This window comes from uncultured Hymenobacter sp., assembly GCF_964243305.1.
Classification (GTDB): Bacteria; Bacteroidota; Bacteroidia; order Cytophagales; family Hymenobacteraceae; genus Hymenobacter.
Map to the genome: position 1 here is coordinate 12,906 of NZ_CAXTEF010000032.1, position 26,812 is coordinate 39,717.

The 26,812-nt window shown below is 63.4% G+C and carries 20 protein-coding genes; 7 read left to right on the forward strand and 13 right to left on the reverse strand.

Translation table 11 applies throughout. The features are described from left to right. Positions 1 to 21 precede the first annotated feature (21 nt). Both ACFE70_RS15720 and ACFE70_RS15725 read right to left on the reverse strand, forming a co-directional pair. Positions 22 to 2,925, reverse strand: coding sequence for an outer membrane beta-barrel protein (locus ACFE70_RS15720; RefSeq protein WP_375418722.1), 2,904 nt, complete (start codon positions 2,923 to 2,925; stop codon positions 22 to 24). Between the two features lie 207 nt (positions 2,926 to 3,132). Continuing rightward, positions 3,133 to 3,792: an O-methyltransferase gene (locus ACFE70_RS15725; RefSeq protein ID WP_375418723.1), complete on the reverse strand. Its 660-nt coding sequence runs from the start codon at positions 3,790 to 3,792 to the stop codon at positions 3,133 to 3,135. Positions 3,793 to 3,955: 163 nt separating this feature from the next. On the opposite strand from ACFE70_RS15725, the gene ACFE70_RS15730 reads away from it, so the two are divergent. After that, on the forward strand, positions 3,956 to 5,203 hold the full coding sequence (locus ACFE70_RS15730) for an alpha/beta hydrolase family protein (RefSeq protein ID WP_375418724.1): 1,248 nt from the start codon (positions 3,956 to 3,958) through the stop codon (positions 5,201 to 5,203). Positions 5,204 to 5,326: 123 nt separating this feature from the next. Here ACFE70_RS15730 and ACFE70_RS15735 read toward each other — a convergent pair whose 3' ends face one another. Further along, positions 5,327 to 5,782: a YDG/SRA domain-containing protein gene (locus ACFE70_RS15735; RefSeq protein ID WP_375418725.1), complete on the reverse strand. Its 456-nt coding sequence runs from the start codon at positions 5,780 to 5,782 to the stop codon at positions 5,327 to 5,329. 376 nt (positions 5,783 to 6,158) lie between these two features. Here ACFE70_RS15735 and ACFE70_RS15740 point away from each other — a divergent pair, with 376 nt between their 5' ends. After that, entirely contained in the window at positions 6,159 to 7,847 is a 1,689-nt protein-coding gene (locus ACFE70_RS15740; protein WP_375418726.1) for a family 16 glycosylhydrolase, read from the forward strand. Between the two features lie 135 nt (positions 7,848 to 7,982). Here ACFE70_RS15740 and ACFE70_RS15745 read toward each other — a convergent pair whose 3' ends face one another. Both ACFE70_RS15745 and ACFE70_RS15750 read right to left on the reverse strand, forming a co-directional pair. Further along, positions 7,983 to 9,227, reverse strand: coding sequence for a M16 family metallopeptidase (locus tag ACFE70_RS15745; RefSeq protein WP_375418727.1), 1,245 nt, complete (start codon positions 9,225 to 9,227; stop codon positions 7,983 to 7,985). Between the two features lie 116 nt (positions 9,228 to 9,343). Continuing rightward, complete coding sequence (locus ACFE70_RS15750) at positions 9,344 to 10,390, reverse strand: glycosyltransferase family 9 protein (RefSeq protein WP_375418728.1); 1,047 nt, start codon at positions 10,388 to 10,390, stop codon at positions 9,344 to 9,346. Between the two features lie 110 nt (positions 10,391 to 10,500). Between ACFE70_RS15750 and ACFE70_RS15755 the strand changes: the two genes are divergently transcribed. After that, on the forward strand, positions 10,501 to 11,790 hold the full coding sequence (locus ACFE70_RS15755) for an aminopeptidase P N-terminal domain-containing protein (RefSeq protein ID WP_375418729.1): 1,290 nt from the start codon (positions 10,501 to 10,503) through the stop codon (positions 11,788 to 11,790). A 108-nt stretch (positions 11,791 to 11,898) separates the two neighbouring features. On the opposite strand, the gene ACFE70_RS15760 is transcribed toward ACFE70_RS15755, so the two are convergent. The 4 genes from ACFE70_RS15760 to ACFE70_RS15775 all read right to left on the reverse strand — a co-directional run bounded on the left by ACFE70_RS15760 (position 11,899) and on the right by ACFE70_RS15775 (position 15,352). After that, complete coding sequence (locus ACFE70_RS15760) at positions 11,899 to 12,444, reverse strand: DUF4252 domain-containing protein (protein ID WP_375418730.1); 546 nt, start codon at positions 12,442 to 12,444, stop codon at positions 11,899 to 11,901. A 187-nt stretch (positions 12,445 to 12,631) separates the two neighbouring features. After that, entirely contained in the window at positions 12,632 to 14,359 is a 1,728-nt protein-coding gene (locus tag ACFE70_RS15765) for a hypothetical protein (RefSeq protein WP_375418731.1), read from the reverse strand. 68 nt (positions 14,360 to 14,427) lie between these two features. Continuing rightward, positions 14,428 to 14,841, reverse strand: a complete 414-nt coding sequence (locus ACFE70_RS15770; protein ID WP_375418732.1) for an EVE domain-containing protein — start codon at positions 14,839 to 14,841, stop codon at positions 14,428 to 14,430. A gap of 91 nt (positions 14,842 to 14,932) precedes the next feature. Next, positions 14,933 to 15,352 carry a hypothetical protein gene (locus tag ACFE70_RS15775; protein ID WP_375418733.1) on the reverse strand — a complete coding sequence of 140 codons (420 nt, stop codon included), beginning with the start codon at positions 15,350 to 15,352 and terminating at the stop codon, positions 14,933 to 14,935. Positions 15,353 to 15,584: 232 nt separating this feature from the next. Here ACFE70_RS15775 and polX point away from each other — a divergent pair, with 232 nt between their 5' ends. After that, entirely contained in the window at positions 15,585 to 17,351 is a 1,767-nt protein-coding gene (gene polX / locus ACFE70_RS15780; RefSeq protein WP_375418734.1) for a DNA polymerase/3'-5' exonuclease PolX, read from the forward strand. Positions 17,352 to 17,412: 61 nt separating this feature from the next. After that, on the forward strand, positions 17,413 to 18,477 hold the full coding sequence (locus ACFE70_RS15785) for a glycosyltransferase family 9 protein (RefSeq protein ID WP_375418735.1): 1,065 nt from the start codon (positions 17,413 to 17,415) through the stop codon (positions 18,475 to 18,477). Between the two features lie 92 nt (positions 18,478 to 18,569). Here ACFE70_RS15785 and ACFE70_RS15790 read toward each other — a convergent pair whose 3' ends face one another. Together ACFE70_RS15790 and serS are read right to left on the reverse strand one after the other, a co-directional pair. After that, a complete protein-coding gene (locus ACFE70_RS15790) occupies positions 18,570 to 18,962 on the reverse strand; it encodes a GxxExxY protein (protein ID WP_375418760.1) in 393 nt (130 codons plus the stop codon). Positions 18,963 to 19,067: 105 nt separating this feature from the next. Beyond that, positions 19,068 to 20,372, reverse strand: coding sequence for a serine--tRNA ligase (gene serS / locus ACFE70_RS15795; protein ID WP_375418736.1), 1,305 nt, complete (start codon positions 20,370 to 20,372; stop codon positions 19,068 to 19,070). A 539-nt stretch (positions 20,373 to 20,911) separates the two neighbouring features. Between serS and rho the strand changes: the two genes are divergently transcribed. After that, positions 20,912 to 23,368, forward strand: coding sequence for a transcription termination factor Rho (gene rho / locus ACFE70_RS15800; RefSeq protein ID WP_375418737.1), 2,457 nt, complete (start codon positions 20,912 to 20,914; stop codon positions 23,366 to 23,368). Positions 23,369 to 23,539: 171 nt separating this feature from the next. Here rho and ACFE70_RS15805 read toward each other — a convergent pair whose 3' ends face one another. Continuing rightward, positions 23,540 to 24,733, reverse strand: a complete 1,194-nt coding sequence (locus ACFE70_RS15805) for an acyltransferase family protein (RefSeq protein WP_375418738.1) — start codon at positions 24,731 to 24,733, stop codon at positions 23,540 to 23,542. Between the two features lie 299 nt (positions 24,734 to 25,032). Between ACFE70_RS15805 and ACFE70_RS15810 the strand changes: the two genes are divergently transcribed. Further along, a complete protein-coding gene (locus tag ACFE70_RS15810; protein WP_375418739.1) occupies positions 25,033 to 25,719 on the forward strand; it encodes a DsbA family protein in 687 nt (228 codons plus the stop codon). 184 nt (positions 25,720 to 25,903) lie between these two features. Here ACFE70_RS15810 and ACFE70_RS15815 read toward each other — a convergent pair whose 3' ends face one another. After that, positions 25,904 to 26,800, reverse strand: coding sequence for a UbiA family prenyltransferase (locus ACFE70_RS15815; RefSeq protein WP_375418740.1), 897 nt, complete (start codon positions 26,798 to 26,800; stop codon positions 25,904 to 25,906). Positions 26,801 to 26,812: the final 12 nt, after the last annotated feature.

Genomic DNA, 26,812 nt, shown 5'->3' on the forward strand with positions numbered 1-26,812 from the left:
CCACGCTACAGCCTAGTGGCGCTACTGCCCACCGGGCGGGCGCCCAAACCCGCCCCCGCCCGGTGGGGGGGCGCCCTGCCCGCCGCGTTCCCTACCCCCCCGTTCCCGGCCAGGGCCCTCGGCGTCGCCGCTGGGAATGACGAGGTTGCCGCTGCGGATGTTGTAGGTGAACATCAGCATCAGGTAGCGCTGCAAGACGGTGGTGCGCACGTCCTCATAGTAGGCCTCAGTCACGTTGCGCTGGATGCTGCGGTTCTGGCCCAGCAGGTCGAAGGCGTAGAGGCGGATTTCGGCCTGCTGGCGCTCGCCGAGCTTCTTGCCCAGGCTGGCATTCCAAAGGGTGTAGGCTTGGTTGAAGCCGCGGGCGAGGCCGGCGAAATACTGGTTGGTAAGGTCGGTTTGGAAGTTGATGCCGGGGCCGAAGATGTAGTTCAGGCGCAGGCGGGAGCTTTGAGTGTAGTAGTTCGAGTTGAGCTGGCGGCTGAGCGTGTTGCGCACGAAGCTGGGGGCGGCCGTGGTCGAGACGGTGAAGTCGAGCTTGTCGGAGATGTTGGAGCTGAGCACCACGCCCGCGTTCAGGGCCGGCGTGCGGGCGTAGTTGAGGCGGTCGTTGACGAGGCCCGGCGACTGGTTGAAGCTGGCGCCGAGGCTCAGGTTCAGGTTCGATTTGAGGGCCTTGAGCGGGCGGCCGTAGTTGAGGTTGGAGCGCAGATTATACTGCTGCTGGAGGTTGGTGCTCTGGGTGAGCTGGCCGCCGGCGGGCAGCCGCACGGGCTGATTTAGGCCTTCGGGTGTGACCTCGGTGCCCTGGGCGCCGGCCAGAAATGTGCGGTTGGCAATCGGATTTTGGGTGTAGGCGCCCGAGAGCAGGGCGAAAAAGTTGCTCGACTTGCCAGGGTCAGCCACGGAGTAGCGCAGCACGGCGTTGTGCTGGTATTCCTGGCGTAGGGCCGGGTTGCCGATAGTGAGCTGCAACGGATTCGAGTTGTTCACCACGGCCTGAAGCTGGCCGATGCTGGGCGCGTTGGTATTGGTGCGGTAGAAGACGCGCAGGTTCTTGGTCGGCGCCACGCGCCACATCAGCGAGGCCTGGGGCAGCACATTGACGAAGGAGTTGCGCACCGGCCCGGCCACGGGGTAGGTCTGATTGCCGCGCAGCTGGGCCGATTGCAGCGCGGCGCCGGCGCTGGCTTGCAGCGTCCGCGTGGCGTGGCGCAGGTTCAGGCCCAGGTTTTGGTTTAAATAATAGTTGTCGAACACGTTGCTCAGCGCCGGATTGAGCTGGCTGTACTCGCCGTCCGAGACCGAGTAGTCGTTGGTGTACTTGGTTGACTTATTGGGCGCGTAGCTTAGCGAGTAGTTAGCCTGAAGCTGGTCCTGCTTGCTCAGCGGCTCGGTGTAGTTGAGGTTGCCGCCCGCGTTCCAGCTCGTCTGGTCGAGCGTGGAGCGCTGGTTGAGGTTGTCGGCGGGCCGGGCTGAGTTGGTGCTGAGCAGGAAGTTCGTGGCCTCGCGCTGGTTGTAGTTGCCGTTCAGGTTCAGCGAAATAGTGCGGCCGGGCCGCCCGCGCAGGCGGCGGCGCAGCAGCAGGTCGCCGCCGGGGTTGAGGGCGCGGTTTTGGGCCTGGTAGTCGGTGTTCACGTCGCTCTGCGTCTCGCCGTTGCGGGCCGTTTCGCCATCCAGGGCGCGCGTGGAGTTGTTTTCCTGCCACGAAAACCGGGGCCGGAACAAGACCGACGTCACGGAATCAATCTTGTGGTCAATCCGAAAGTTCGCCCGGTTATTCATGTTCGTGCTGCGGCTGATGGCCGTTTCGGCGTAGGTCGTGCCGGTCGCCTCGGGCAATACAAACTGGCGAAAGGTGTTCGAGCTGAGGCCATTATTAGCCCGGTTGAAAAAGTAGCTGCCCGTCACTTCGGTGTTTTTATCGAACACGTTGGCGTAGTTCAGGCCGGCCGCGTTCGTGGTGCTGATGCCACCGCTCTGGTTCACCAGAAAGTCGCCCGCGTTGCCGCCACCCCCGCCTTGCCCGCCCCTACCCCCCCCGCCGCGCCCGCCCTGCTGCGAGTTGCCGACCACGCCGAGCAGGTCCTCGGTGCCGAAGTTCTGCTCGTTCACGTTGTTGCTCTGGGCCAGCACGCTCACCTTACGGGCGCCCTTGAAGTCGTTGAGGTTGCCGCTGGCACGGTAGCGCTCGGTGCCGCCGCCCACCACGGCCCGCCCGAAGCGCCCGTTGCGGTACTGCTGCTTGATGACCAGGTTCAGGGTCTTGGTCGTGTTGCCGTCGTTGAAGCCCGAAAACCGGCTCTGCTCGCTCTGCTGGTCGAACACCTCGACCCTATCAATGGCGTCGGCGGGCAGGTTTCTGAGCACCGCGTCGGGGTCGTTGCCGAAGAAGGGCTTGCCATCGACGAGCACCTGCTGCACGGTTTCGCCCTGGGCCTGCACCCGGCCATCGGTGCCGGTCGTGACGCCGGGCATCTTGGTAAGCAGGTCCTGAGCGTTGGCGTCGGGGTTGGTTTTGAAGGCGCGGGCGTTGTAGGCCGTCGTGTCGCCGCGCTGCGTGGCCGCCGCCGCCTGGCCCGTCACCACCACGCCTTTGAGCTGGACGCCGCCGGCCTGCAAGGCGATGCTGCCTAGGGCTACGGGCGCCCCGCCGGCCGGCACGCTCAGCGGCTGCTGCCGGGCCTGGTAACCCACGAAGCTCACGGTCAACAGATAGGAACCGGCCTGAACGTTGTCAAACTGAAACTGCCCCTCAACATCCACGGCGGTGCCGGTTTTCACCGAGTCGGGCAGACGGATAAGCAGCACGTTGGCCCCGATAAGCGGGGCCTGGTCTTTGGCATCGGCCACGCGCCCGCGCACCACGGATTGGGCCTGGGCGGAAATAGAGAACAGCAGCAGACAGTAGAAGAGGTAGCGCATTCGGGTAGGGGGGTAGGGAATCAGCCGAACGGCTAGGACGCCCGCCGGGCGGCAAGGTTTAAAGCCGGGTGTGGTGCGGGCGGGCGGCTATTTCGCCGCCCGCCCGCTCGAAGTCAGAACGAGGGGGTAGGGAATCGGCGCTAACGGCGCACCCTTCGAGCGGGCGGGCGGCGAAATAGCCACCCGCACCGCCCACTTGCCCGCACCCTACACCCGGCGCAGCAGCAGCAGACCGTCGCGCAGGGGCAGCAGCAGCGGCACCACGCGGGGCTCGCGGGTCATGGCCGCGTTAAAGGCGCGCACGGCGTGGGTGTCGTGGTCGGCAGGTGGCGCCTGGTAGTCGGGCAGCACCTTGTTGTTCCAGAGTACATTATCGACCAAGACCAGCCCGCCGGGCCGCACCTGGTCGATAAGCAGGTCAAAGTAAAGCTGATTATTCGCTTTGTCAGCGTCAATAAATACCAAATCCCAGGTTTCATCGACCAGGCCCGGCAATACCTCGACGGCGGCCCCGATATGCAGCTTTATGCGCTCCGTGAGGCCGGCTGCCGCCACGTAGCGCCGGATGCGACGCTCGCGCTCGGGGTTGATTTCGATGGTATGCAGCAGCCCATCCGGCGCCAGCCCTTCGGCCAGGCACAGAGCCGCGTAGCCGGTGAAGGTGCCGATTTCGAGCACGCGCCGCGGCCGGAGCAAGTGGCTCAGCATACTCAGCAGCCGGCCCTGGCCGTAGCCCGAAGCCATGCGCGGCATCATTAATTGCAAGTGCGTCTCGCGCCAGAGCTGGTGCAGGAGCGGCGGCTCCGGCGCGGAGTGCAGGTCGGCGTAGGCCTGGACCACTGATTCGTCGGATTTTTCGGATTGCACGGATTTCGGGGACGATTGGGAATGGGTGGGCCGGGCGGCAGCGCGCAAAGTTGGGTCGAATCGGCTGGCGGCCGTTTCCCTGACCTGAATTCACCGGGCCCCGCCGGATAGATTTTCGGCCTCGGGCTGTTACACTCCCAATAACCAGCCTTTCATCCTTCGTATGACATTGTTTAAAACGCCTGATTTTCGCCGCCTGCGCCTGGCCCTGCTGCTGGGCACTGGCCTGCTGAGCAGCGCGGCTGGCAGCAGCTGCACCAAGGAAGCCGCCGACGCGGCGCCGCAAGCCACGACGCCCGCCGCGCCGGCTCCGGCGCCCGAAACGCATTTGCTCGGCAGCACGCTCATCGGCGAGTACAGCCCGGCGCAGGTGGCCAGCCATCTGGGCAGCATCCCGGTGGCGGGCGTGCTGGCGCGCTTCCCCATCCGGGTTTATAAGCTCACCTACTCCACGCAGAACACCGACGGCAAATCGGTCACGGCCTCCGGAGCGCTGTTGGTGCCGGTAGCGGGCGCGCAGGCGCTGCCGCTCATCAGCTACCAGCACGGCACCATCCGCCCCGACGAAGAAGGGCGCGCGCCGTCCTACTACAAAACGAGCAGCGAAGTGTATTCAGCCGTCTCCATCCTGGCGGCCACCGGCTACGTCGTGACGGCGCCCGACTACATCGGCTACGGCGCGAGCAAATCCCTACCCCACCCGTATGAGCACGCCGCCTCGCTGGCCTCCGCTTCGCTCGATATGCTGCGCGCCGCCAAGGAGTTTTGCGCCAAGGAAAAAGTCGCCCTCAACCAGCAGAACTTCCTGCTCGGCTACTCCGAAGGCGGCTACGCCACGATGGCCCTGCACAAGCTCATCGAGGAAAAACATGCCGCCGAGCTGACCGTCACGGCCAGCGCGCCGGGTGCTGGCGCCTACCACAAAACCGCCTTCGCCAAGTACATCCTGGCCTCGAAGCAGCCGCTGAGTTTCCTGAGCACCTATGTCTGGGTGCTCGACACCTACAACCGCGTCTACAGCTTGAATAAACCTCTAACGTATTATTTCAACCCGCCCTACGCCGGCCGCCTGCAAGCCGACCGCTTCAGCAGTGTGCCGGACCGCGCCGATGAGCTGTTCACGCCCGGCTTCCGCAATGCCGTGCTCAACAACACAGACGCCCCGCTGACAGCTTCCTTGCAAGACAACGACATCTACAACTGGCAGCCCAAAGCGCCCCTGGCCCTCTTCCACGGCACCGCCGACGATTACGTGCCTTTCTTCAATTCCGAGGACGCCTACAAGGCCATGCGCGCCCGCGGCGCCACGCAGGTGTCGCTGCACCCCATCGAGGGCGGCAACCACTTCAGCTCCATCACGCAATACACGCTGGAGGCCTTGGCCTTCATTTCGCAGTATCAGGGGGGGTAGGAGATTGAGTTAAAAGTGAAGCGTTAAAAGTTAAAAATCCCTACCCTCCTCACTCGGCTCGAAGCCAGATAGGGGGTAGGGATTTTAACTTTTAACGCTTCACTTTTAACTGATAACTCATTTTTAACTGCCTACTGCTACTGGCCGCAGCCGAAACGTGTACACCTGAAAGCCTGACTTACCCGGCCCGTACTCGTGCTCAATAATTTGGTACAACCCTTCGTAGCGGTACACATCCTCGCCGGTTCCATCCTCCGCCGGCACCTTGCGCAGCACCCGCACGGGGCGGCCGGTTGTGATGCTCTTGAGCAAGGCCAGGTTGCGGGGCGTGGCAATCTGGTCAGCAACTTGGCGGCCGGTTTTGGCGTCGCGCCCGCCGTGGCCGGCGTAGATGATTTCGGCTTCTGAATAGAAGTCATCCTCGTACTGGTCGGCCAGCACGATGCTTTCGGCGCCCTCGTCCTGGGTGCCGCACACACCCGCGCGCCGCGGCCGGTGCACGCCGCTGGCGGCCAGCTCTAGGCGGTTGCGAAACGTGTCGCCGGGCCGGTAGTAGCGCACGTGGCCGAAGAGGGGCATGACGGAATGGAAGGGGGGTAGGGAAAGCAGCGGTTAGCCCAAAGGCGGCTAAGCGCTAAGCGCCGGGAAGTTAGAAAGTGCGGCTCAAAGGCAAATTTTCGCTTGCTTATTACCCATTTGCCGGCGGCGGCAGCCATTTGCGCTAAAGCAATGGTAGCGCGGATTATGGATGATATTACGTGTGTTATAAGCGTACAGCACACGCCGGGAAATAAGGCTCTCCTAACGCGGAGCGCCCTGCCGGGTTTGAAATCGCGGAACAAACCTGCTAAACTTGCTGTCCTGTTCCCACTTTCAGCAGCATCGACTGGTTTATATATACTTGCTGCTTTGTAGCTCACCATTTCTCCATTCCCCACCCACTTGCATTCTCCCCATGAGAAAACTTCTTCGCTTTTCCGCCCCGGCTAAAACCACTCGGCACCTGCTGCTGTCCGCTCTTTTCGGCCTGGCGTCCGTCGGCGCCGCGCAGGCCCAACAGCAGCAGTTGGTTTGGGAAGAAAACTTCGATGGCCCCACCATCAACGCCAACAACTGGACCTACGACCTCGGCGACGGCTGCGCCATCGGCGTGTGCGGCTGGGGCAACAATGAGCTGGAAACGTACACCAACCGCCCCGAAAATGCCCGCATCGAAAACGGCAACCTCGTCATCGAGGCCCGGCGCGAAGCGTTGCAGGGCAAATCCTTCACTTCGGCCCGCCTGAAAACGCTGGGGCGCGTGCAGTTCAAATACGGCACCCTCGAAGCCCGCATCAAGGTGCCGAACCTGCAAAATGGCCTGTGGCCGGCCTTCTGGATGCTGGGCGCCACCGGCGTCTGGCCCGCCAGCGGCGAAGTGGACATTATGGAGATGGGCTCGGCGGCGGCCATTGCGGCCGGCCTCACCAACCGGCGCGTGGGTGGCGCCACTCACTGGGAAAACAACGGCGCCCACGCCGCCTACGACACCAAATATGACAGCCCCACCGACCTGACGACCGACTACCACGTGTACCGCATGAGCTGGGACAGCCAGTTTATCCGCATGTTCATCGACGACCGGGAGTATTACGCCATTAACATCGCGCAGGCCGCGGCGGCCGATTTAGAGGAGTTTCACCGGGCCCAGTTCATCCTGCTCAACTTGGCCGTGGGGGGGCAATACGTCGGCATTAACAGCCCCAGCGGCATCACGGCGGCGCTGCCCGCCACCATGCAGGTTGACTACGTCCGGCTCTACCAGCGCCCCGGCGATGAGCTGTACCTGGGCAGCGCCAATCCCATTAGCGGCAACTTCGGCATCTACACCGAGAACCCGGCCATTGCCAACAAGCTGGTGTACGGGCAAAACGCCACCGCCAGCCTCTACCTCTGGAACAACCTGACCTACATCGCCACGCCCGCCCCTACCCCCTTCGAGGGCACCGAGGTGCTGGCTCTGCGCGCCGCCGCGGGCAACTGGTTTGGCTTCGGCATCGAAACCACCCAGCCCAAAAACCTGGCGGCTTTCGCCGGCGGCGCGCTGCGCTTCAACTTCAAAACCACCTACGCCGGGCAGTTCAAGGTGGGTATCAAATCGGGCGTGGGCGAAAGCTGGGTTAATTTCCCGGCCGGCGCCACGCCCTACGGCCTGGTCCGCGACGGGCAGTGGCACGAGGTTGTGATTCCAATCGCGGCCTTCGGTAACGGCGACCTGGTGTCAGTGGGGCAGGTCTTCATGTTTGCCGGCGACGCCGCCACCAGCGCGGCCGACTTTTACTTTGACAATATTCACGTCACCTCGGCCGTCGCTACCGCCAGCAAATCGGCCAGCCGGGCCGGCGCGCCGGCGCTGAGCCTGTACCCGAACCCGGCTCAGGGCCGGACCAAATTGGAGTTCGCCACGACCCGCGGTGCCGACTACCGCCTGGCGATTTACGACCTGAAGGGCACGCTGGTGAAGACCCTCGCCGCGGGCCGCACAACAAGCCCGCAGGCCCTGTCCTTCGAGCTTAACACCAAAGCATACCGCGAAGGCATTTACGTAATCAAGCTAACGACTGCCAACGAAGTGACGACCAAACGGCTCACCATCAGCCGCTAGCTGCCAAGGCAAGGCGTATTCGTGCGCTGCCCCGCAAAAAGCCCCGGCTCGTGAGCCGGGGCTTTTTGCTGAGTTGATAAATGCAAAACTGGGCGGTCCTCTCTGCCCTGTCCGGCCGGACTAAGCTGCTTTTCCTCAGGCCGCCTTCGCCGACGGCAGGTATTGCAGCACGCTCAGGTGCTGCTCGGTCAGCACCTGGTTGGCCAAGTCTTGCAGCTCCGCCGCCGTGATGCGGCGGATGCGCCCGAACAGCTCGGTGAGCGGCTCAATCCGGTTTAAATCCAGCGTCGATTTGGCCAGCAGCTGCATCAAGCCGGAGTTGCTTTCCTCGCTCATGGCCAGCTGACCCATGAGCTGTTCCTTGGCGTTGTGCAGCTGCGTGGTCGTCAGGGGCTTCTCGCGCAGGGTTTTCAACTCCTTCTGAATCAGGCTGATGGTGCGCTTGACCTGCTTGCTCTCGGTGCCGAAGTAGATGTTGAACAGGCCCGTGTCGGTGTAGGGTGCGTAGGTCGAGTCGATGGTGTACACCAAACCGTACTTCTCGCGCACGGCCAGATTGAGGCGCGAATTCATGCCGGGCCCGCCGAGGATGTTGTTGAGCATGAAAAACGGAATACGCCGCTCGTCGGCAATCGAAAAGGCCGGGCCGCCGAGCAGGCAGTGTGCCTGCGTGATGGGCCGGTTTTCGGTTTGCATCTTCTGCTGATAATCGCCGAACGGCCGCCGCTCGCGCGGGCCGAGCCGGGCCGGCAGCGGGGCCAGGTATTTGTCGGCCAGGCGCTTGACTTCGGCAAACGGCAAATTGCTCACCGAGCTGAACACCAGCCGGTCGGTGCGCACCTGCTCCCGCAAAAACTGCTTAAAATCTTCGGATGTGAAGCCGCTCACGCTCTCGCGGGTGCCCAGGATGTTGTGGCCCAGCGGGTGCTCTTCGAACACGACTTCATCGAAGCGGTCCACGATGGCATCCTCGGGCGCGTCGTCGTACATGCTCATCTCCTCCAGAATCACGCCGCGCTCTTTCTCCAGCTCCCGCGCCGGAAACACGGAGTTGAACGTGAGGTCGGTGAGCAGCTCAAATGCGCGCTCGAAGTGCGTGCTGAGCAGCGCGGCGTAGAAGCAGATTTTCTCCTTTGTCGTGTAGGCATTCAGCTCGCCGCCCACGGTTTCGAGGCGGTTGAGAATATGGAAGCTTTTGCGCTTCTCGGTGCCCTTGAAGGCCATGTGCTCCCAGAAGTGGGCCAGGCCCTGCTGGTGCGGCGCCTCATCGCGCGAGCCAATGTCGAGCAAAAAGCCGCAGTGCGCGATTTTGGTGTGCAGCACCTGCTGGTGCAGCAGGCGGATGCCATTCGGGTATTCGTGCAGGTGATAATCAGCCATAGAGAAAACAAAACTACGGCCGCCGGCCGCAGGTTTCGGGTGGCCGCAAATGAGGGACGGATTAGGCCGCCGGGACCAGAGTGGGGGCAGGGAGGTAGGCGTTTCTGCGGCCGGGGCTATTTCACGCCTACCCCCAGTGGCGCCAGCAGCTGCGCTACCTCAATGCTGTGCGCGCAGCGGAAATGCCCCAGCGGGCAGGCCTTGTGGCCGTGCAGCCCGCAGGGCCGGCAGGCCAGCGGCTCCGGCGTTTCTACCACGAACGCGCGCGCGCTGAGCGGCCCAAACCCAAACGCGGGCACGGTACTGCAAAACACGGCCGTCACGGGCGCGTCCACGGCCGAGCACAGGTGCAGCGGGGCCGAGTCGTTGACGTAATTCATGCGGGCGCCGCGCATAAGCGCCGCCGAAGCCAGCAAGCTCAGCTGCCCGGCCAGGCTGATGACTGCCGCCCGGCCGCTGCCGGCCGCCAGCCGGGCGCAGGCCGCCGCATCGGGCGGCCCGCCGAGCAGGTACACGCGCGGGCCGGGGGGGAGGGCGGCCAGCAGCTCCTGCCACTTGCTTTCCGGATACTGCTTGGTAAACCACACGGAGGTGGGCGCCAGACAGATATACGGCCCGTGGGCGGCGTAGGGCGCCGCGGCGGCCTCGTCGGCGGGCGTGGGGTAGAGGCGGGGCTTTAGCAAGGGAAAATTAGGAGACAATACTTCTTCCTTGCTCCTGCCTGATGCTTCAGGAAGCAGCCGAAGGTTGCGCGCCACCTCGTGCGTGCCGTCGCCGATGAGGTGGGGCACGCGCCGCGTGAAAAACTGGCTGAACGGATTTTCGGTGAACCCAATCCGCTCGGGCGCGCCCGAAAAAGCCGTGAGCAAGCCGGTGCTGGCAAAGCGCTGCAACGTGATGACGCGGCCGTAGCCCCCGGCCCGAATCTGCCGCAGGAGCTGCCACAAGCCGGCGTACTTGCCGTGCTTCTTATCCCAGACCAACACCTGCCGGATGTGCGGGTGACCGTGCAACAGCCCCTCATTGCCCTGCCGCACCAGTACGTCGAGCGGCGCGCCGGGCGCGCGCCGGGCCAGGTGCTCGACCAGGGCCGTGGCCAGAATCACGTCGCCGATAAAGGCCGTTTGGATGAGCAGGGTGGGGCGGGCGGCGGGTGGAGGCATGAGTAGGGGGTAGGCAAAAATACGGCGCTCCGCCCCGGCGTCTGCCAGCTAACTTGCGCGCCCTACCCCCTTCCCAAATCACTAAGCCACTCAAGTCACTTTATCGCCCAATGCGCTACGCCCCCCTCGCCCCCGAGCTGTTCATCGAAAACCGCCGCCGCCTGCGCGAGCTGCTGCCGCCCGGCGCGCTGGCCATCTTCCAGGCCAACGATATTCAGCCCACCAACGCCGACGGCACCCTGCCCTTCCGCCAAAACAACGACTTGTTCTACCTCAGCGGCGTCGACCAGGAGGAAAGCATCCTCGTGCTCTGCCCCGGGGCAGCGCTGGAAAAGCACCGCGAAATCCTGTTTCTAAAAGAAACCAGCGAGCATATTCTCGTCTGGGAAGGCTACAAGCTGACCAAGGACGAGGCCCGGACGCAGTCGGGCATCCTGACCATCATGTGGCTCGACGCCTTCAAAACCGTGCTGCCGGCCCTGATGAACGAGGCCGAATACGTGTTTCTGAACGCCAACGAGCACATTCGGGCAACCGTGGAAGTCGAAACCCGCGACGCGCGCTTCATCAAAAGCCTGCAAGCCGCCTACCCCCTGCACCAGTACCGGCGCGTGGCGCCGCTCCTGCACGGGCTGCGGGCCATCAAGAGCGCTGAGGAAATCCGGACCATGCGCGAGGCCATGCGCCTGACGGGGCAGGCGTTCCGGCGGGTGTTGGGCTTCGTCAGGCCGGGCGTGTGGGAGTTCGAGATTGAGGCCGAGATTCTGCACGAGTTTGTGCGCGGGCGCAGCCGTGGGCCGGCCTACGGCAGCATCATTGCCTCCGGCAAAAACGCCACCGTGCTGCACTACACCAGCAACGACCACCAGTGCCAGGCCGGCGACGTGCTCCTGCTCGATTTCGGCGCCGAGTACGCCAACTACGCCGCCGACCTCTCGCGCGCTATCCCCGTGTCGGGCACGTTCAGCCCGCGCCAGCGCCAGGTGTACGACGCCGTGCTGCGCGTGATGAGCTTTGCCAAAACCCGCCTCGTGGTCGGCAACGACATCGAAACCTACCACAAAGAAGTCGGCCAGAATATGGAGCAGGAACTGATTAAGCTCGATTTGCTCAAGGCCGAGGACGTGAAAAATCAGGACTCCGACGCGCCCGCTTATAAAAAGTATTTCCCCCACGGCACCAGCCACTACCTCGGCCTCGACGTGCACGACGTAGGCTTCAAGTACCGAAAATTCGAGGCCGGCATGGTCTATACCTGCGAGCCGGGCATCTACATTCCCGACGAAAACCTGGGCATCCGCCTGGAAAACGACATTCTCATCACGGCCACCGGCAACGAGGATTTGATGGCCGACATTCCTTTGCAAGCCGAAGAGATTGAGCGCTTGATGAGGGGGTAGGGATTTAATCAGAGTCATCCTGAACGCAGTGGAGGACCTTGTCCCGCCGGAACGAGTCGTTGTTCTGCGGTGAGAAGGTCCTTCGCAAGCTCAGGATGACAAGTGGCGCTATTTGCCCGTGGCCTGCACAATCTGGGGCAGATACTTGGCCAGCGCGTTGACCTGGCTGCGGGTGAAATTGCCCTCGACCGAAACCAGCACGAACGAGTCGGCCACGTCGGGCAGAGCGCCGATAGCGGCGAACTCCGACACCCGGTCGCCGCGGGGGCGCACCGACACCTGGTAGTCGTTGCTGAGCGTGCTGCCCACGCTCAAAGGCTCGTATTTCTGGCTTTGCAACACGCCGGTCGCTTCCTGCCGCAGGCCTTGCGCGGCCAGCTCGCGGGCCGACGCCGTGGTGGGGGCAAACGAGATAACCTTGGCCGCCCGGATACCGGTAATGGCATCGGTCAGCTCCGAGCCGCCCAGCAGCTTGGCGGCCTTCACCAGGGCCAGGCGCTGGAGCAGGTCGGCCGACCAGTCGGTGGCTTTGAAGCCCTCGCGGCGCTCATACTTATTGAAAAACTGGGCCACGGTAAGGGCCGGCGTGCCGGGGCCGCCAGCGCGGCAACCGGCCAGCGTCAGAAAAGCCAGCAGAAAAAGACGACGAGCCATAGAGGGGAAGGGGGGTAGGGAAAGTGTAGCGCTTCAAACGCAGCACGCCAAACTTAGATGAGTTCGCCGCAGAATTTTGCGCGCCGGGCGCCCAAGCGCCGCCCGCCCAGCTGGCCTCTGGCCTTGCAGTGCCGGCGCATTGCAGCTCCCTTCCCACCGGCGCCGCCCACCTTAACCCGGAGAAAAGCTACTTGAACGTGACCTTGTTGAGGAAAAACACTTCCCGCTCTGCCACGCCGCCCTCGGGGCGCACGTGCTGAAAGCCGCTGGCCACGAACGTGGTGCCAAACCAGGGCTGCAAGTCGGTGGCCGAGGCGTCGAAGGATTTTTCGCCGGTGCCGGTGGAGCTGGTTTGCAGCGGCACCAGCAGGTCGTTGGCCGAAGGCGCGGCCTGGCTCACAATTTTGTAGTGCAGCTCGTCGTCCTGAAGGTAAGCCAGCACGAGGCGCCCATCAGGCAGCGGCGCCTGCCGGATGGCTTCGGTCAGCTCATAGCGCCGCAAGTCCTTCACTACGTAGGAGTTGTCCCAGAGCAGAGTGCCATCGGAGGCGAAGCCGCAGATGACGGCGTGCGACGTGCTGTAGCCGTCGAACGAGCGGTTGCCGCCGTAGTAGCTGTAGCCCGGATAGCCAGCATAAGTGCCAGCCGAGGCCAGCCCCATTGAGGGCCCGTAGTTGTTGTAGCGGTAGTGCGGATAATACACCTCGGCCGTGAGCACGAAGCCGCCGCCCGGCAGCGGCTGCATAGGATGCAGCAGCAGGCGGTAGCGCCAGCGCAGCGGCGCCAGGGCCTGCTGCTGGCGGCGCGCGGCGCGCTGGCGCAGGCGCTGCTCGCGGCGGGGCTTGAGGAAATCGAAAAAGTGCTTGAAGCGCAGAAAGTCATAGAAGCGCAGCGGCGCGCGCGCCAGCGCGGCCGGCGCAGTGCCGGCCGGCACGGTGGCCGGCAGCCGCAGGTCGGTGGCAAACAAGCCCTGGGCGTAGCTCAGCTCCCGCAGCGAATAGGTGCCGGCCAGCAGGCGGGCACTGGAGTCGGCCAGCGGGCTGAGCTGGGCCGTGAGCAGGTTGCGCTCGCTCTCGGCCTGCACCACCTCGGCGCCCAGCAGCTGGCCGTTGGTGCCGAGCTGCTTGAGCTGCAAGCGCGCTTTGCGCCCATTGTTCTGGCTCAGCACGTAGGCTGCCTTGCCCGTGCGCTCGTCGGCCTCGAAGCTGAGCTGGGTGGGCAGGGGCTCGTAGATGCTGGCCAGAAACCGGAACTGCCCGGTGGCCACGTTCAGCAGCAGGGCCGTCAGGTGAGTGGCGTCGGTCAGCACCACGGTGGCAAACAGCGAGCCCTCCACGGCCCGCAGCTCCACCACCTCGCGGCTGAGCTTGGTTTCAAACAGCTGGGTGCGCAGCTGCCCGCCCACGGCATCGTAGGCCACGGCCCAGAGGCGGCCGGGCTGGTCACGCGAGCTGAACAGGGCATAGACTACCCGCGCCTCGGCACAAAGGCGCACAAACCGAAACTCCGGCGGCACGGCCACCGGCACCTCGCGGCGGCGGCGCAGGTCGGCGGCGTAGTGCTGAAAGTAAAAGCCGTCGTCCCTACCCCCCTGCGCGTCTTGGCCGATGAGCACCACCACCGAGCTGTCGGCGGCCAGCGGCTGCACGTGCACCTCGTTTTCGGCCTCGCTGAGGCGCAGTTCCAGGCGGGCGGTTTGGGCTGGCGCCGCCGAGTCCGGCGCCGGCCGGGCGGCGCCGGCCCGGCGCCGGCTTTTCTCGGGCACGGGCGGCGGGGGCGTCAGGCGCAGGGTAGTGCCCACGGGGCCGGGCCCTTCGGGCAGGCGGCCGGGCGCCACCGGGCGCAGGCGCTGCCCCCAGGCCGGAGAGGCGGCCAGCAGCGGCAGCAGCACAAGCAGCGCAAGAGAAGATTTCATGGCAGTGGGCAGCGGGCCGGGGCTCGCCGGGAGGAGAGCGTAAAGTAGCGTAGCTTGGGGCAGGGAAGTTACACCATTCCGGCCAGTTCCAGCACGGCATCAAACTCGGCGGCCCGCAGCGGCACCACCGACAGCCGCGACTGCCGCAGCAAGGCCAGCTCGCTCAGGCGCGCGTCGGCCCGCAGGGCGGCCAGCGGCACCGGGTGGGGTAGGGGCGGCCCCGGCCGCAGCGCCACCGCCACCCAAGGGCTGCCGGGCGCCGCTGTGCCGTCGGGCGCGGCCGGCGCGGCCACCTCAGCCAGGCCCATCACCTGCGGCTGGCGCACGCTTTGGTAGAAGAGCACCAGGTCGCCGGGCTGCATCAGGCGCAGGTTGTTGCGGGCCTGGTAGTTGCGCACGCCGGTCCAGGCCGTGCCGTTTTCCTTGACGAAATCGGCCCACGAGTAGGCCGAGGGTTCCGACTTGACGAGCCAGTAATTCATAACGGTGCTTGGTGCCTGGCACTTGAGGAGGGGGTAGGGATTTAACAAGTGCCTGCTATAAATTCCCTACCCCCCTGCTAAGCGCCCGGCCCTACTTCGCCATTTCCAGCCGCCGCAGGTACAGCTTTTTGCCTTCCAGCCGCACTATTTCCAGCTCGTAGGCCGTGGCGTTTTCGCTGCTCAGCTGGATGCGCAGGCGGTTGCCAGCTCGCTGCGTCCAGGTGCCGGCCTGGCCCTGCAGGCCGTCGGTGGGGGCAATGTCGTACTGCGTGAAGCGTCCGCCGGGCCCGATGGCGAAACCGGTGCGGCCCCGGCTGGGCGGGAAATTGTAGGTATTGGGGCGGTAAACGAGCGTGTCGCCCCGGTCTTCCTCCTGCGAGTGCAGCCAGGTGCCGTACAGCGGCTTGAGCTTGAGCGCGGGCGGGAGCCCCGGCACCCGGTCGGCGGGCTGGCAGGTGGCGGCCAGCAGCAGGGGTAGGGCCGTCAGGGCGAAAAGACGAATAATGAGCATTGCTGGCGGAGCCTAAGATGAGAGCCCACAATTTTCGTAGAATCGAAAATGCGCTCTGCCAATGAAGGTACGGCCTTCGCCCGCTACCTTTAGCCACTTCCCATTCGCTTCCGGAAATTAAAAATTATGAATTAATAATTAAAAATGAGGGCCGTCAGGCTGCGTTTGTCAGCTAGGCGACTTCGATTTTTAATTCATAATTTTTAATTCATAATTCATAATTTTCCTTCCCGTGGACAACCGCGCCCTGATTCGCGCCTTTCGCCTCTGCGCGCAGCTGCTGGAGCTGCACGACGAAAATCCCTTTAAAATCCGCGCTTACGAAGGCACGGCCACGGCCCTGGAGCAGCTGCAGTTTCCGGTGGCCGAAGTCGAGCGCTCCGGCCTGCCCGACCGCACCGGCCTGAGCAAAACTGCCGCCGCCAAAGTAGCCGAGCTGCTCGACACCGGCACATTCGAGGAGTTGCAGCGCCTGCTCGACACCACGCCGCCCGGCGTGGTCGAGATGCTCAAAATCAAGGGCATCGGCCCCAAGAAAATCCGCCAGCTCTGGCGCGAGGCCGGTATTGAAAGCCCCGACCAGCTGCGCGAAGCCGCCGAAGCCGGCCGCGTGGCCCAGCTCAAGGGCTTTGGCCAAAAAACCCAGGACAGCATCCTGGCCGCCCTGGAGTTCACCGACCAGAGCCGCGGCAAGCTGCTTTACCCCCAGGCCGAGCAGCTGGCCGACGACCTCCAGCGCCGCCTGCGTGAGGCGCTGAAGACCGAGCAGGTAGCCGTGGCCGGCGAAATCCGCCGCCGCCTCGAAACCGTGGAACTGGTGCGGCTGGTGGCCGCGACCGCGCAGCCCGCCGCCGTGCATCAGGTGCTCAATAGCCTGGACGGGCTGAGTTCCGCGCCGCAGCGCTCCGGCCCGTTCGCCTGGCGCGGCACGGCCACGCAGTCGGGCGCGCCGGTGGAGGTGCTGGTGGTCAAGGCGGAAGAATTTATTAATCAGCTTTTCCTGCTCACCGGCGCCGAAGCCCACCTGAGCGAATCTCTACCCCCCCCCGCCGGCCCAAGCCGGCCACCGGGCCAGCCCGCCACCCTGCGGCAGTGGGCCGGCACCGAGCGTTTTTTCAGCGAAGAAGCCATCTACGAAAAGGCTGGCTTACAGTACGTGGTGCCCGAGCTGCGCGAAGGCCTGGGCGAAGTGGGGCTGGCCGCCGCCCAACAGCTGCCTGATTTGCTGGAAGATAAGGATTTGCGCGGCTCGCTGCACAACCACAGCACTTACTCCGACGGCAACCACTCCTTGCGCGAGATGGCCACGTTTCTGCGCGACCACGGCTACCAGTACCTCGGCATCTGCGACCACTCGCAGGCCGCCCACTACGCCAATGGCCTGAGTTCGGAGCGCGTGCGCCAGCAGCAGCAGGAAATTGACGGCTTAAATAAGGAGTTGGCGCCGTTTCGCATCTTCAAGGGCATCGAGAGCGACATTCTCGGCGATGGCAGCCTTGACTACGCGCCCGATGTGCTGGCCAGCTTCGACTTCGTGGTGGCCTCGGTGCACTCTAACCTGAAGATGGACGAGCAGCGCGCTACCGAGCGCCTGCTGCGCGCCATTCGCAACCCGTATTGCACCATGCTCGGCCACCCCACCGGCCGGCTGCTCTTACGTCGCCAAGGCTACCCCATTGACTACAAAGCCGTTATTGACGCCTGCGCCGAGCACCAGGTCATCATTGAAATCAACGCCAACCCCTGGCGCCTCGACCTGGACTGGCGCTGGGTGCGCTACGCCCTCGACCAGGGCGTGCAGCTCAGCATCAACCCCGACGCCCACCACACCGATGGCTACGCCGACATGCGCTACGGCGTACTGATGGGCCGCAAAGGTCTGCTAACCAAGGCGATGACCTTCAACGCCAAGACCGTGGACGAGGCCGCCGCGTATTTTGAGCAGCGCAAAGCTGGCATTCAGGCGCTGCCGGTTTCCAAGTCGTCCTTGTTTGAGTAACGCACACATAAATTCCCTTCTATAAATGAGGAGGGAAGTTTGGGCGGTCGGGCTTTTTGCTATGAAAATTCTAGTACTCCGCTTTTCTTCTATCGGCGACATCGTGCTTACCTCGCCCGTAGTGCGGGCCCTGCGCCAGCAAGTGCCGGGCGCGCAGGTGCACTTTGCCACCAAGCCCGCCTACCGGGGCCTGATTGAGCCTAACCCATTCATTGCCAAGGGGCACTACCTCACTGGTTCGTTGCGCGAGCTGGTCAAAGAGCTGCGGGCCGAGCGGTTTGACTACGTAATTGACTTGCACCACAACCTGCGCACCAGCCTCCTCAAGCTTCAATTGGGCGTGCCGAGCACCTCATTCGACAAGCTGAACTGGCAGAAGTGGCTCTTGGTAAACTTTAAAATCAACGTGCTGCCCCGCCAGCATATCGTTGACCGATACCTGGCTGCCGCCGCCCCGCTCGGCGTGCGCAACGACGGCCGCGGGCTCGATTACTTCATCCCTGAAGACCAGGAAGTGAGCCTGGCCGATTTGCCCGCCGGCTTCCAGCGCGGCTACGTGGCCGTGGCCATCGGCGCGCAGCACGCCACCAAGCGCCTGCCGGTCGAGAAGCTGATTGAGCTGTGCGCCAATCTGCGTCGTCCTATCATTCTGCTCGGTGGCCCCGAGGATGAGAGCGTCGGCCACATTATTGAACTGGCCTTCGAAAAACAGGCGGTCCAGGCCGCGCCCGCCGTCGCCACCATTCCCGACAGTCCCTATTACTTCCCTAAGAAGTTACTTAGTCACTCAGTCACTCAGCCACTCATTTATAATGGCTGCGGGCGCTTCTCGCTGCACCAGTCGGCCTCGCTGGTGCGGCAGGCGCAGCTGGTAGTCAGCCACGACACGGGCCTGATGCACATTGCCGCCGCGTTTAAGAAGGAGATTTTCAGCGTCTGGGGTAATACCGTGCCCGCCTTCGGCATGTATCCCTACCGCACCGAGTTTCGGGTGCTCGAAGTGCCGGGTTTGCCGTGTCGCCCGTGCTCGAAAATCGGCTTCGCGCAGTGCCCGCAAGGTCATTTCAAATGTATGCGCGACCAAAAGCTGGACCTGAATCTGCCGCCCCCACGCGACGGGCGGTAGTTGTCTGAACCACGGATTTATCGGATTAAACGGATTAGTCGGATTTTGAGGACGATTCCGCTTTCAACTGCATTACATCCCTTGCGACATGTTTACGCCGTGTGGGACTGACTTTTAACAAAACGTTTGAAGCGTAGGCTTCGCTCGCCGAAGTTGATGAGCAAACCTACTTCGAGTTGGTATGCTTCCAAGTAGTTGATGATTTGGGCAAAATGGGTAGGTGTAAGTTCATGCAACGCTTTTAGCTCTACTAACACCGCATTGCCTACCAAAAAATCAACGCGCCGCGAGCCCACATCTACCCCTTTATAGAACAGTGGCATCTCTAATTCACGTCCGAAGACTAACCCTGCTTTTTCCATCTCTACTGCTAAGCTGCGCTGATAAATTACTTCCTGAAAACCGCTGCCTAGTGTGCGATGTACTTCCATTGCACACCCGATGATGCTGCCCGTAAGTTGATTGTACTGACTGTCCAGAAGTATACTATTTAAAGTAAATAATTAATTCTACAGATTATAACCTATGCAGTTGAAAGCGGAATCGTCCTCAAAATCCGACTAATCCGTTTAATCCGATAAATCCGTGGTTCAGACAATCCGCCCGAACCCGCAGTAGGAGTGCAGCACCGCCGGCAGCGCAATGCTCTCAGCTGACTGATTATTCTCCAGCAGCGCGGCCACGATGCGGGGCAGGGCCAGCGCCGAGCCGTTAAGCGTGTGCAGGAGCTGGGTTTTGCCGCCCTCGGCCTTGTAGCGGCACTTGAGGCGGTTGGCCTGGAAGGTCTCGAAATTCGACACTGAGCTGACTTCGAGCCAGCGGCCCTGGGCGGCGCTCCACACTTCGAGGTCGTAGGTCAGGGCCGAGGCGAAGCTCATATCGCCGCCGCAGAGGCGCAGCACGCGGTAGGGCAAACCTAACTTTTGCAAGAGGCCTTCGACGTGGGCCAGCATGGCTTCGAGCGCCTCGTAGCTGGTTTCGGGCCGGGTGATTTGCACGATTTCGATTTTGTCGAACTGGTGCAGGCGGTTGAGCCCGCGCACGTCGGCGCCCCAGGAGCCGGCCTCGCGGCGGAAGCAGGGGGTGTGGCCGGTGAGGCGCACGGGCAATTTGTCGGCGGGAATAATCTCGTCGCGGTAGAGGTTAGTGAGCGGCACCTCGGCCGTGGGGATGAGGAAGAGGTTGTCGCGCTCGTCGTGATACATCTGGCCTTCCTTGTCGGGCAGTTGGCCGGTGCCGTAAGCGCTAGCCTCGTTCACCAGAATCGGGGGCTGCATCTCGGCGTAGCCGGCCGCCCGCGCCTCATCGAGAAAGAAGTTTATCAGCCCGCGCTGCAGCCGGGCGCCCTGATTTTTATAGACCGGAAAGCCCGCGCCGGTGATTTTATTGCCCAGCTCAAAGTCGATGATGTCGTACTTTTTAATCAGGTCCCAGTGGGGTTGGGCGCCGGGGGGGAGGGTAGGGGTTTGGCCGACTTCGCGCACCACTTCGTTGTCTTCGGCGCGGCGGCCTTCGGGCACGCTCGCGTGGGGCAGGTTGGGCAGGCGCAGCAAAAGCTGCTGCTGCTCGTGCTCGGTCTGGGTTAGCTCGGCGGCGGCTTCGGCCACGGTTTGCTTGGCCAGCAGGGCGTCAGCCTGAAATTTTTCCAGCGCGTTTTCATCTTGAACAGGCAGGTCCGCGATGGCAGTCTGCTTTTTTTTCATAAGCGGGCCGATGAGGCGGGCCAGCTCGTTGCCGTGGGCTTTGGCTTCGTCGTGGCGGGTTTGGAGCTGGCGGCGGCGCTGGTCGAGGGCGAGGATGGCCTGCACGTCGGCCTGAGCCGTGGGATAGTGTTTTTTGGCGAGGCCGGCCAGCACCCTCTCGGGCTGGTCACGCAGAACGGCGATTTGGAGCATGGTGTTGAGGAGAAATAGCTAGTAGCAGTGGGGAGTGGTCAGGGCAAAAGTAAGACGGTCATCCCTACCCCCCCTCCGTCATCCTGAGCTTGCGAAGGACCCCGTCAGGTTAGAACAAGCACTAATCAAGTGATTACTGTGAGTTGTTCAACGGTGATAAAGTCCTTCGCAAGCTCAGGATGACGGAGGGGGGTAGGGATGGCAAGCGTTAAAAACGACTTGTTCAAAGCCTAACCCAATTTGGCCGTTCGTGCGTAAAGCCTTATCATTGCGGAAGCAAGCCGGCCCGTGGGGCCGGACCCGCGGGCGGCTTTGCCCGTTTCAGGGTCCGATTTTTGTGCTCGCCCGGAGCCATTCGCCGCTGCTGCCTCCTTTACTGCCCCCGTTTGCCTCGTGCCGAGAGTTGCCTTCCGGCAGCCCGCCGCCGCCTTTGCTTGTCTGGGCCGTGGCGCCCGTGCTGTTGATACTAGCTGGCTTTGTGCCGTCCGGCTCCTTTTCGCGGGCCCCGGCCGCCATTTGTGTTCCCTCTATCCTACCGTATGTACACCATTAGTGAGCTGAAAGACCGGCTCTTGTCTGACCTCAAGGAAATCGCGGAGCAGCTGCACGTCGGCAACTTCAAGCGCCTGAGCAAGCAGGACTTGATTTATAAGATTCTCGATCAGCAGGCCCTGGTGCCGGCCGGCGATGGCGAGTCGCCCGCACCGGCCGCTGCCGTGCCCACGCCGCGCCGCGCCACTTCGGCTGCGCCCGTGACGCCCGCCGCGCCCGTCCTGGTAGCTGAGCTGCCCTTCTCTGACGTGGCTCCCCCGCCCGCCGCCAATGGCAACGGCCGCGCCGCCCGCAATGGCCGGGCGGAGGCGCCCGCTCGCCCGGCACGGGCGCCGCGGCCAGCGCCGGCTGCCGCCCCTACCCCCCCTCCGGCTGCGGAAGTGCCGGCTGCGGAGGCGCCGGCCGCTGAAGCGGTTCCCGCGCCTCCGGCCGATGCCCTGGCCCCGGCCGACACGAATGCCGGTTCCGACAACCACGCGGACAACTCAAATGTGAACGGCACAGCAGCCGGCGAAGCGCTGGCAGCACCTACGGCGGAGGCTGCCCCGGCACCCGGCAGCCCCGCCCCGGCGCCGCGCACTGGCGGCCGGCAGCGCACCGACCGCCTCGGCCGACCCCTGCCGCCGCGTCCCGAGCCCGGCACCAACCCGACCCCCGAAAACCCGGACCTGCGCAACGCCGACGCCGTGGACGCCACCGGCCCCGCCGTGACGGCCCAGCCCGGCCCGCCCAGCGAGACGGAAGCCCCCGTAGCGGCTGCTGAGCTGCCAGCCCGCGACCGGGACCAGAGTGGCCGCGAAAACCGGGAAAACCGCGACGCCCGCCCCGACCGCGACGAGCGCCGCAACAACCGCGACCGTGACAACCGTGAGCCGCGCTTTGCCCGCCAGGACGCGCCCCGCGCCGAGTTTCGGGAAGACCGGGACGGTCGCCCCGAGCGGGACGGCCGTGACAACCGCAACGGCCAGCCCCGCGCAGATTTCAACCAAAACCGCGACAACGGCCAGCCCCGCGAGCCGCGTCCGGAGCGTGAGTTTCGTAACGACCAGCCGCGGGAGCCGCGCGCCGACCAGCCCGCCCGCGCTGAGTTAGCCGGCCGCGACGGCCAGGACCAGAACGGCCGTCCCGACCGCGAGCCGCGCAACGACCAGCCCCGCAACGGCCAGGACCAGCCGCGTCGCGAAGACCGTTTCGCCCCGCGGGAAAACCGTGATGGCCAGAGTCGCGACGGGCAGAGCCGCGAAAACCGCCCCGACCAGCCGCGCCCGCCGCGCCCCGATGGGCAGGGCCCGCAGCAGGCGCCGCGCCCGCCGCGGGCGCCGGAGCTGGAGCTGGTGGTGCCAGGGGGCGGCACGCTGGAGCTGATGCCCGACGGCGGCTACGGCTTCCTGCGCAGTCCCTTTTATAACTACCTGGCCTCGCCCGACGACGTGTACGTGTCGCCCCAGCAGGTCAAGCAATTTGCCCTCAAGGGCGGCGACACCGTGGCCTGCCAGATTCGGCCGCCGCGCGAAGGGGAGAAGTATTTTGCCCTCGTCAGCATCGACAACATCAATGGGCGCACCGTGGAAGAAGTGCGCGACCGGGTGCCGTTCAGCCACCTCACGCCGCTTTTTGCCAACGAGCGGCTCAAGCTCAGCACCAAATCCAGCCAGTACAGCACCCGGATTATGGACCTGTTTGCGCCCATCGGCAAGGGGCAGCGGGGCCTGATTGTGGCGCAGCCCAAGACCGGCAAAACCGTGCTCTTGCAGGAAGTGGCCAACGCCATCACCGAAAACCACCCCGAAGTCTATCTCATTATTCTGCTGATTGATGAGCGCCCCGAGGAAGTAACCGACATGGCCCGTACCGTGAAAGCCGAGGTGCTCAGCTCCACTTTCGATGAAATGGCCACCCAGCACGTGCGCATCGCGGACATGGCCATTGAAAAGGCCAAACGCCTGGTAGAGTGTGGGCACGACGTGGTGATTCTGCTCGATTCCATCACCCGTTTGGCGCGCGCCTACAACACGGTGCAGCCCAGCTCGTCGCGCATTCTCTCGGGCGGTATTGATGCCGGCGCCTTGCAAAAGCCCAAGCGCTTCTTCGGCGCGGCCCGCAACGTGGAGGGCGGCGGCTCGCTCACCATCATCGCCACCGCTTTGATTGAGACGGGCTCGAAGATGGATGAAGTAATTTTCGAGGAGTTCAAGGGCACCGGCAACATGGAGTTGCAGCTCGACCGCAAGCTGGCCAACAAGCGCGTGTTCCCGGCCATCGACGTGCCCGCCTCCGGCACCCGCCGCGAAGACCTGCTCATGAGCAAGGACGAGCTGAACCGCGTGTGGGTTCTGCGCCGTTTCATGACCGATATGAGCGCCACCGAGGCGATGGAGTTTATCAAAGACCGTATGAAGGGCACCAAGGACAACGAGGAGTTTCTGATTTCGATGAATGGCTGAGTTGTTTGCCTCGCCAATGCTGCCGCAAAAAAGCCTTTCCCCGCGGGGAAAGGCTTTTTTGCGGCAGCATTGGCGCTAGCGCTCAAACTGCTAGTGAAAAAATAGTGAGCCCCGCGGCGCACCCGATGCCAGGCAAGCTGTGCGGCGGCTGAACAGGCCGCGACGCACTAGCTACGCTTTCTCGGCCACGGCCACCCGCACTATTTGGGCGGCCGACTGGAGCAGTTGCAGCTTTGGCAAGCCGGTGGTGTTCTCGTGAGTTATCGTAGGCGCCTGCCCTTGGCGGCCGGAGCGGCGCAGGTAGGCCACAATGGGCTTTTCGAGCAGATAATAGCCCGGCAGGGAGCACAGCACCGCTACTATTGCTCCCGTGTAGTACGGCCACCGGCTGTAGAATACCAGCTCACCCGAGAGCCGCGACAGCACGGCGTAGTACAGCAGCAGGCCCCAGAAGTGGTTGAGATACACCGAGTAACTGATGGTGCTAAGCCAAGTCAGAAACCGGGGCACCCTGACGGGGCGGGTAAGCAGAAATTCAAGAGCCAGGAAAGCCAGGACCACGGTCAGCAGGCTGCTGGTATACTTGTATTGCAGCTTGTTGAGCAGATAAATACTGAGGTAGAGGCTTCCGAAAGCGGTGCAGTAGGCCCAGGCGGGCCAGGTGCCTGGCAGCTGAATTCCGCGCTCGAAGAGCTGATAAAACAACATGCCAATCAGAAAAAACAACTGGCAAAATACCAGGGAGTTGGTAGTGAAAGCAGCCAGCCCCAGGCCAAGCCCTAGCAGGCCAAGTTGGCCCCGGAAGCTGCAAAGGACATAGAAGGGAAACAACGCGTAGAACAGCATTTCGTGCTTGAGCGACCAGTACTGGATGGTCAGCCCAAAATATTCGCCGTCGTTGGTGAAAAACAGGGTGTGCAACAGGGACGAAACCGTCAGGCCCTGATAGCTGGAAACCAGGCGGGAGTTGAGTTCGCGCAGGTGCTCGGTGTAGATAGCGGGACTTATCACCTTAACGGCCACGTACAGCGCCAGGCCAGCGAGCAGGGCCGAAACCACGTAAGCCGGATAGATGCGCAGCAAGCGTTTGCGCAGGAAGGCCGGCAGTGAAAAGCCATGCCGGACCGAATATTGAATAAAGAACCCCGATAAGATAAAGAACAGGTACACCCGCTGCTCGCCGAGCGAGCTGATTAAGTCGGTAAAGAATAAGGGGTAATCGGTCGGGTGCCAGGTGGCAGTAGGGTATTTGGCCAAGTAGGCCTCACCCCCGCTCCAGAGCACGAATTTGGCGTGCGTCAGCACGACACCTATCATGGCAATGGCACGAATCAGGTGAAGCTGCTCGATTTTAGATTTTTGCATTAGCAAGGATTGGTGGCGAGCCCGTGAGCTGACCTTAGTTGAATAAGCGCAATAGAGTGCTTGGAGCCCCATCTTACAGAAGTAGAAATTAACAGCTAAGCTTCAATAAGCTGGACGATATGTTATAAAAGCGGCCTGCAAGGTAAATTGCAAGTGGTGGTTCAGCTTTCAGCGGCACCTAGGTAAGCTCTCAAGATACTATGCTTTGTTGGGATAGTCATAAAACGGGAAGAAATATTATTTCGAGCTTGGATTAGTTGTAATTTCGGCGGGTCATATTCCCCATCCTACCTGCCTGCGTGCCGCCCGTCCCGCTTCCTGATTTCCGCCCCGAACTCCTCTACCTGCATGACCCGCTCTGCGGCTGGTGCTATGGCCTGAGCCCAGTGATTCAGCAGCTCAAGCATGACTACGCCGGCCGCCTCGACGTGACGGTGCTCTGCGGCGGCATGGCCGTGGGCGAGCGGGCCGGGCCTATCAAGGAAAACTGGGGCTACATAAAAGACGCGCTGGGCGACGTGGAGCGGGCCACGGGCGTGCAGTTTGGCGCGGCTTTTCGGCAGCTGGCCGAAGCCGGCGACTACGTGTATGACTCGGAGCCGCCGAGCCGGGCTATTGTGGCGTTCCGGCAGCTGGAGGGGACCCGGGACCCCGGCCGCGCCGTGCCCTTTGCCCACGACGTGCAGGCGGCGCTGTTTCGGGATGGCCAGGATTTGAACGAGGCCGCCACCTACCAGCAGATTCTGACTGAGTTGTATGCTGACGTGGACGCCGCCGCCTGGGAAGCCCGCTGGCGCAGCCCCGACGCGGCCCGCGCCACGCAGCAGGAATTTGCCGCCGTGGCCCGCACCGGCGTGCGGGGCTTCCCCACGGTGGTGCTGCGCCTGGGCGAGCAGGGCTACGTGCTGGCCCGCGGCTACCAGTCCTATACCGCGCTGGCCGCCAATGTGGAGGCCGCGCTGCGGCAGGCGGATGCTGAAGGATAAAGGAGAATAAGAGGGGGTAGGAGGCAAAAGGCGGTCATGCCGGGCTTGCCGAGACGTCTCGCTTGAGGGAAGGCAATTAGTGATAAACAACGATTGAATTAGTGCTGCCCGCGAGATGCTTCGGCAAGCTCAGCATGACCGCCTTTTTTCCCTCCTATCCTCCTACCCCCTCTTATTTTCCCACCTAAAACCCGGCCCAACCCAGCTGCCGCGCCAGCACGAGCAGCCCGAACGCAGCGCTCAAACACAGCGACGACACTTGGTTCATGCGCATGGCCCACTCGAAGCTGGCCGCCACCGCATCGTGCCAGACCAGCCAGGCCCAGCGCCCAAACAAGGCCACGACCGGCCCCGTGGCCAGCAAAAACACGAGCAGCGCCCGCGGTTCCTGCCGCAGCCAGTAGGCCAGCCCTAGCGCCGCCGCGCCCGCCAGCAGCCCTAGAGCCGCGAAGATGAACGTGCCCCGCACACCCAGCCGCAAGCTCAGGGTGCGGTCGCCGCGCCGGGCATCTTCCTGGTGCTGGTAGACCTGGGTAAGGGGGTAGGAGCCGCACAAAAACAGGGTGCTGACCACGGCCAGCAGCAGGTTGGTATTTTCAAACAAGGCCGCTGCGTTATTCCCTACCCCCACTTGCGTCATCAAGAACGTGTAGGCGCCCTGAAACACCACCACCACTGCCGTGCTCAGGAGCGGGTATTTCTTGAGGCGGATGCCCTCGTAGCTGTACGCCTTCGACACCAATAGATACAGCACCATAAGCCCGGCAAACGCGCCCGACACCAGCGCCGCGCCGCCCACGGCCAGCGCATCGAAGAGCCAGACCAGGTGCAGCAGCTCCGGCGTCACCTTGGGCGGCGCCTTGAGGCCCCCGATGCTGTCCTCGTCGCGGTCGTAGTAGGAGTTGTAGCCGTTGGAGGCGGGGTAGGCCAGCAGGTGCACCACCACGAACACGGCCGCCGCCCGCCCGCCGCTCCAGGGCCCGCGCAGCGCGCTCAGCCCAAACCAGAACACCGGCATCAGGTAGAGCGAAAACGGGATGCGCAGCAGCGGCAGCGCCTTTTTGTAATTGGCAATTGACAATGGACAGGCAGT

Coding starts and splice junctions, on each gene's coding strand:
- ACFE70_RS15805 (WP_375418738.1), bottom strand. CDS start 24,733: ATGCAAAAATCTAAAATCGAGCAGCTTCACCTGATTCGTGCCATTGCC.
- ACFE70_RS15755 (WP_375418729.1), top strand. CDS start 10,501: ATGCGCTACGCCCCCCTCGCCCCCGAGCTGTTCATCGAAAACCGCCGC.
- ACFE70_RS15735 (WP_375418725.1), bottom strand. CDS start 5,782: ATGCCCCTCTTCGGCCACGTGCGCTACTACCGGCCCGGCGACACGTTT.
- ACFE70_RS15745 (WP_375418727.1), bottom strand. CDS start 9,227: ATGGCTGATTATCACCTGCACGAATACCCGAATGGCATCCGCCTGCTG.
- ACFE70_RS15775 (WP_375418733.1), bottom strand. CDS start 15,352: ATGCTCATTATTCGTCTTTTCGCCCTGACGGCCCTACCCCTGCTGCTG.
- serS (WP_375418736.1), bottom strand. CDS start 20,372: ATGCTCCAAATCGCCGTTCTGCGTGACCAGCCCGAGAGGGTGCTGGCC.
- ACFE70_RS15750 (WP_375418728.1), bottom strand. CDS start 10,390: ATGCCTCCACCCGCCGCCCGCCCCACCCTGCTCATCCAAACGGCCTTT.
- ACFE70_RS15720 (WP_375418722.1), bottom strand. CDS start 2,925: ATGCGCTACCTCTTCTACTGTCTGCTGCTGTTCTCTATTTCCGCCCAG.
- rho (WP_375418737.1), top strand. CDS start 20,912: ATGTACACCATTAGTGAGCTGAAAGACCGGCTCTTGTCTGACCTCAAG.
- ACFE70_RS15765 (WP_375418731.1), bottom strand. CDS start 14,359: ATGAAATCTTCTCTTGCGCTGCTTGTGCTGCTGCCGCTGCTGGCCGCC.
- ACFE70_RS15760 (WP_375418730.1), bottom strand. CDS start 12,444: ATGGCTCGTCGTCTTTTTCTGCTGGCTTTTCTGACGCTGGCCGGTTGC.
- ACFE70_RS15770 (WP_375418732.1), bottom strand. CDS start 14,841: ATGAATTACTGGCTCGTCAAGTCGGAACCCTCGGCCTACTCGTGGGCC.
- ACFE70_RS15785 (WP_375418735.1), top strand. CDS start 17,413: ATGAAAATTCTAGTACTCCGCTTTTCTTCTATCGGCGACATCGTGCTT.
- ACFE70_RS15740 (WP_375418726.1), top strand. CDS start 6,159: ATGAGAAAACTTCTTCGCTTTTCCGCCCCGGCTAAAACCACTCGGCAC.
- ACFE70_RS15730 (WP_375418724.1), top strand. CDS start 3,956: ATGACATTGTTTAAAACGCCTGATTTTCGCCGCCTGCGCCTGGCCCTG.